The following is a 5100-nucleotide window of genomic DNA, read 5'->3' as shown; positions in this document are numbered from 1 at the left end:
ACCCCAAAAGCAGGCAGTGGAGAGTGAAGGGGGACTGCCATCTCCTGCTCGCGTAAGCCGATAGCCCCCACCTCTGCCATCACCTTATCGCGCAAGCTGGCAGGCGGGAGTACTCCTGGCAATCCGTAGGGCAACAATTCCAAGGTTTCTTGCAAGGCTTGCAGTTCGGCCACCAGCAGAGGGTCTTGAGTTAGGCGTGCCTCTAGAGCACTCGCCTGCTCGGGAGACAAGTCCCCCAGCAGATAGCCGGCCAGTTCTTCCCGTTCCTCTGTTAAAGGGGGCGAGGTGGATAAGGACTCCGTCCCGCCGACGCGAAAGGACTCCGTCCCGCTGACGCGATCAGACATGGCCATCCTGACGACAGAACTCAACTCCAAACCTAGGACGCGGTCCCGCTAACGCGAGCAGAAACCCAGAAGGGCGCGCAGGGATCCCCGCAATTTGCAGAGGGCTTGGCGAGAGCGGGTCTTAACCGTCCCCAACGGGATCCCCAATTGGCGAGCAATGTCCGCCTGGCTCAACCCTTGGTAATAGAGCAACTCCAGGATCTGCCGTTGGTTTTCGGGCAATTGGCTGAGGGCCGCTTGCACCGCTTGCCGCCGCTCCTCGATGGAAACCTGCTCAAAAGGGAGCGGGATCTTGCTATGGGACTCCGTTCCGTCAACACGAACGGCGCTGAGAAGGGTTTGCCAGCGTTTCAACAGAAGTTGGTGGCTGCCCTGAGAACGCAGACGGTCAATGGCCCGCGAGCGGGTCAGGATGCACAAAAAACTGCTCAGGGATCCCCGCCGCTCGCGCGACTCGGACGGAGTCCTTGGATCACAGCCAACCTTGCGCCACAGCTCGACAAACACCTCCTGAGTCAGGTCTTCTGCCTCGGCCACGTGGCCCAGGATCTTGAAGGCCAGCCCATAGACCAAGCCGGCATAGCGATCGTAGAGCGCAGCCAGAGCAGCAGGTTGCCCCGCCTTGAGCGCTTCCATCAGCTCCCAATCGGCGCGGGATGACCAATCTCTCACCCGCTCACGCCAGCGGGACGGAGTCCCTGGTTGCTCACCCATGCTACACCCAGTTTCGCCCCACACAACTAGAGGATAAACCTGCCCGATCGCGCCAGCGGGACGGAGTCCTTAAGTCTACCCCCTCAGCCACGACGGGTCGCCCATTCCAGGCTGAGCAAGGCCGTGTTCACCAGCAAGGCCAGGGATCCCACCGCCAGGGATCCGGCCCAGATCTTGTCGTAGCGACCGGCCTGGGCAATGCCATCGAACAGCAGGGTTCCCAGTCCCCCTGCCCCAAACTTGGCGCCCACGGTGGCAATGGCAATGGCCACAATCGCCGCCAAGCGCAGCCCTGCCAAAACAATGGGCAGCATGAGCGGCACCTGCACCTGCCACCACCGTTGCCAGAGGTTCATCCCCATGCCCTTGGCAGCTTCCAGGATGGCAGGCTCGACCGAGCGCAGGCCCACGCAAAAATGGCGCACCAAGATCACCTGCGTGTAGATCACCATCGCCACCACCACCGAGCGGGCATTGAGGCCAAGCCAGGGCACCAACAAAATGATCAAAGCCAGGCTGGGCACTGTGTACAGGATGCTGAGGATCCCCATGACCGGCAGGGCCAACCAGCGCACGTGGTGAACCAGCAGAGCCAGCGGCACCGCCAGCACCACCGCCATGCCCAAGGTCATCCCCACCATCGCCAGATGCTCTTGGGTGAGCTGCCACATCAGGCCGGGGTGGTTGAGGAGATAGCTCACGCGGATCCCCCCTCCAGCATGGCCAAGCTGCGAATGTGATCCAAGGTCAAAACGCCGATGGCCCGCCCGTCCTCCCACACCGTCAGGGCTGCCGCCCCTGTGCGCAACAGCAGGGACAAGGCTTGCCGCAAAGTGGCCTGGGGCCTCACCATCGCTCCCTCTTGGATTTTGTGGTTGTGCGGGATCCCGGCCATCGCCGTTTCCACCCGCAGCACACTCAACTGCCGTACCATGTCATCTGCCCCCAGCAGTTCCCTGACAAAGGGAGTAGCCGGCTGGGTGAGCAGCCGAAAGGGAGTGTCGAACTGCACCACCCGCCCCTTCTGCATCACCAAAATGCGATCCGCCAGGCGCAGCGCCTCTTCCACATCGTGGGAGACGAACAGGATGGTTTTTTTCAATTGCCGTTGCAGGCGCAGGATCTCCTCTTGCAGCTTGCTGCGGGTAATGGCGTCGATGGCCCCAAAGGGCTCGTCCATCAGCAGCAGCCCTGGATCCCCGGCCAGCGCCCGCGCCAGCCCCACCCGCTGTTGTTGTCCGCCCGACAGTTGAGCAGGGTAGCGGTTTCTGTACTCATGGGGGGGCAAATTAACCAAGCTGAGCAGCTCGTCCACCCGCTCGCGGATGCGCTCCTTCGCCCATCCCAAAAGTCGCGGCACCACCGCCACATTCTGGGCCACCGTCATGTGGGGAAACAGCCCCGATTGCTGGATAACATAGCCGATCCGCTGCCGCAGAGCCGTGACGGGAAACTGGCGGATATCCCGCCCGTCCAAGCGAATCTGCCCCTGGGTGGGATCCAGCAAGCGATTCACCATTTTCAGAAGGGTGGTTTTGCCGCAGCCAGAAGGCCCCAGGATGACCACCAACTGGCCCGATTCTATGGAAAAACTGCACTCCTCCACAGCCGGCTGGGAACTGTGGGGAAAGCGCAGCGATACCCGCTCGAACTCGACGGTGCTCACCTCAGGGTCTCATGCAACAGGCAAGGTTATTTCTTGAGAATGCCGGCTTCCACCAAGAAAGTTCTGGCCACCTCCGCCGGCTCCTTGCGGTTGCCGCTCACCTCGTAGTTCAACCGCTGCATCACCTCGTCCGTCAGCAGGGGGGAAAGGGCATTTAAGGCAGCGGCAATGCCGGGGTTGGCCTCTAGGGTGTCCTTGCGCACCACCGGCGCCACCTGGTAGGGGGGGAAAAGCTGCTTGTCATCCTCCAGCAGCACCAGGTCAAAGGCGGCAATTTCTCCATCGGTGCCGAAGGCCACTGCCACATCCGCTTCCCCATTGACCAAGCCCTGGTAGCGGAGGCCGGGATCCACTGCTTTGTAGGCCTTGAGCCGGAAATTACCGTAGACGGCTTGGATCCCAGGTAGGCCATCCTCGCGGGCTTGAAACTCCGGCGGCCCGATCATCACCAGCTCGCCCGCTTTGGCCACCATGTCCGAGATGGTGGCGATGCCCAGCTCAGCCGCTCTAGTTCGGGTCATGGCCAGGGCCTGGGTGTTGTTCAGGGGGGCGGGATCCAGCCAAATCAATCGGAACCGGCTCTCGTACTCGCGGGCCACCGTCGCGTACACCTCTGCCGGGTCGCCGCTGGTGGGCAGTTTAAGCACCGTCAGCAGGCCGGTGCCGGTGTACTCTGGGTAGAGATCGATCTCGCCGCTCAGCAGGCCCGCATGAGCTACCGGCGTGCCCCCCAGGTTGAGCTTGCGCTCCACCGTGAACCCTGCCGCCTCCAGGGCTAAGGCGTACATTTCCCCCAGAATAAACTGCTCGGTAAAGTCCTTGGAGCCGACGGTAATGGGCTTGGCGAGGCCCCCTTGGGGAGTGAGAACAAGAGCTGCCAGCCCCGACAGGGCTAGCAAAGCCAAGCGACGAGTGGTTTTCAGCATAGGCAAGGGGAGAAGAGGGATCCCAGGCTAATGACAAGAGGCCCTGCCGAGAGCGTTCCGGCCTGGGCCAGGAAGTTTCGACTGTTAAGTCACCATTAAACCATTATTTTCCCTGAGCCGTAACTGCAAGAACCAACCGTAGAGATCGCCAGTACGGTCACTGCAAGTTGGTTTGAAATAGCCCAAGTGTTCAGCACCGCCCCAGCCCCTCTCCCAGGGGAAGAGGGAAGTTCACCCCCATTGAGAACAACCCTGCTGTGTCGCTGGGGTCTCGGAGGGGTGGTGAACAACGTCCAATCGCGCCAGCGGGACGGAGTCCTTTCAGCCTCCGCTCGGAACCGGGAAAGAGCCCGTTACCGCCCGGATCTTCTGTCGTCGCCCGGCCCGCTCGATCTCCAGCTCCAGGGTGCTGCCCACCTCAGTGCGCTCCACCTCCTGTTGCACCTGATCGGCTGTGGTTACGGCACGACCATTGATGGAGAGAATGACATCCCCAGACCGCAGCCCTGCCCGTTCCGCTGGGGATCCCTGGATGACTTCGCCAATCAGTACACCCTGATCCACCGTTATCAAAATGCGGCTATTGGGATCCTGGTTGAGGCGCTCCTTCAGCTCTGGAGTCAGCGTGAGCATGCGGATGCCCAGGTAGGGGTGATCCACCTTGCCGCGAGTGATCAACTGATTGGCCACCCGCTGGGCCGTCTCAATGGGGATGGCGAAGCCCAACCCTTGCGCTCCCTGGATGATGGCGGTGTTCACCCCTATCACCTCCCCTTGAGCGTTGAGCAGCGGGCCGCCGGAGTTGCCGGGGTTAATGGCCGCATCCGTTTGGATAAAAGATACCCGCTTGTCAGGCACCCGAATCTCCCCGCTGGAACGGCCCAAAGCGCTGATGATCCCAGCCGTAACGGTGTTATCCAAACCCAGGGGGTTGCCGATGGCAATGGCCCACTGGCCCGGCTCCAGGGTTTCCGAGCGCCCCAGCTTCACGGTCGGCAGGTTCTGGGCGTTGATCTTCACCACGGCGATGTCCGTAACCGGATCCGAACCGATTACCTGCCCATCAAAGCTGCGGGTATCCTTGAGCGTCACCGTTACCTTGTCGGATCCCTCGACCACATGGGCATTGGTGATGATCTGGCCGTCTGGGCTGATGATGAACCCAGAGCCGGTTCCCTGCTGTCGCCGCTGCCGAGGGATGGAAGGGATCGCTTGGCCAAAGAAATCCCGGAAAAAGGGATCGCTGAAAAACTCCTCAGGAAAAGGCGCAGGGGCGCGCACCGTCCGCTCCGAATCAATGCGAACCACCGCCGGCCCCACCTTTTGGGCCACATCGGCGATGAAATTCAGGTTCAGTTGGGCCGGGGTTGTCGTCGTTTGGGCAGATACCCCCTTGCCCCCCACCAGAGCCGCTCCCAGCCCAATGCCCAGCAGCACCAGCAGCACT

5 protein-coding genes and 1 pseudogene are annotated in these 5100 nt (G+C 61.7%); all 6 read right to left on the bottom strand.

Features of this window, described 5'->3' with window-relative positions; translation table 11 throughout:
- Positions 1 to 347 (bottom strand): annotated as a pseudogene (locus NW837_RS08270) (hypothetical protein); the annotation flags it as partial.
- A 48-nt stretch (positions 348 to 395) separates the two neighbouring features.
- The gene (locus NW837_RS08265; protein WP_414330560.1) at positions 396 to 1061 is read right to left on the bottom strand and encodes a sigma-70 family RNA polymerase sigma factor; all 666 of its coding nucleotides are present in this window, start codon (positions 1059 to 1061) and stop codon (positions 396 to 398) included.
- Positions 1062 to 1144: 83 nt separating this feature from the next.
- Positions 1145 to 1762, bottom strand: a complete 618-nt coding sequence (locus NW837_RS08260; RefSeq protein ID WP_414330557.1) for an ABC transporter permease — start codon at positions 1760 to 1762, stop codon at positions 1145 to 1147.
- A complete protein-coding gene (locus NW837_RS08255; protein WP_414330555.1) occupies positions 1759 to 2727 on the bottom strand; it encodes an ABC transporter ATP-binding protein in 969 nt (322 codons plus the stop codon). Before NW837_RS08255 ends, NW837_RS08260 begins: the two co-directional genes overlap by 4 nt.
- A gap of 26 nt (positions 2728 to 2753) precedes the next feature.
- Positions 2754 to 3653 (bottom strand): glycine betaine ABC transporter substrate-binding protein, encoded by a 900-nt coding sequence (locus NW837_RS08250; RefSeq protein ID WP_414330562.1) that lies wholly within the window; start codon positions 3651 to 3653, stop codon positions 2754 to 2756.
- 321 nt (positions 3654 to 3974) lie between these two features.
- Positions 3975 to 5099, bottom strand: coding sequence for an HhoA/HhoB/HtrA family serine endopeptidase (locus NW837_RS08245; protein WP_414330553.1), 1125 nt, complete (start codon positions 5097 to 5099; stop codon positions 3975 to 3977).
- Between the last annotated feature and the right edge of the window lies 1 nt (position 5100).

It is taken from the genome of Synechococcus sp. R6-10 (genome assembly GCF_047461815.1).
In the GTDB taxonomy this organism is placed as follows: domain Bacteria; phylum Cyanobacteriota; class Cyanobacteriia; order Thermostichales; family Thermostichaceae; genus Thermostichus.
This window is presented reverse-complemented; position numbering and strand designations above follow the sequence as displayed.

Coding starts and splice junctions, on each gene's coding strand:
- NW837_RS08250 (WP_414330562.1), bottom strand. CDS start 3,653: ATGCTGAAAACCACTCGTCGCTTGGCTTTGCTAGCCCTGTCGGGGCTG.
- NW837_RS08265 (WP_414330560.1), bottom strand. CDS start 1,061: ATGGGTGAGCAACCAGGGACTCCGTCCCGCTGGCGTGAGCGGGTGAGA.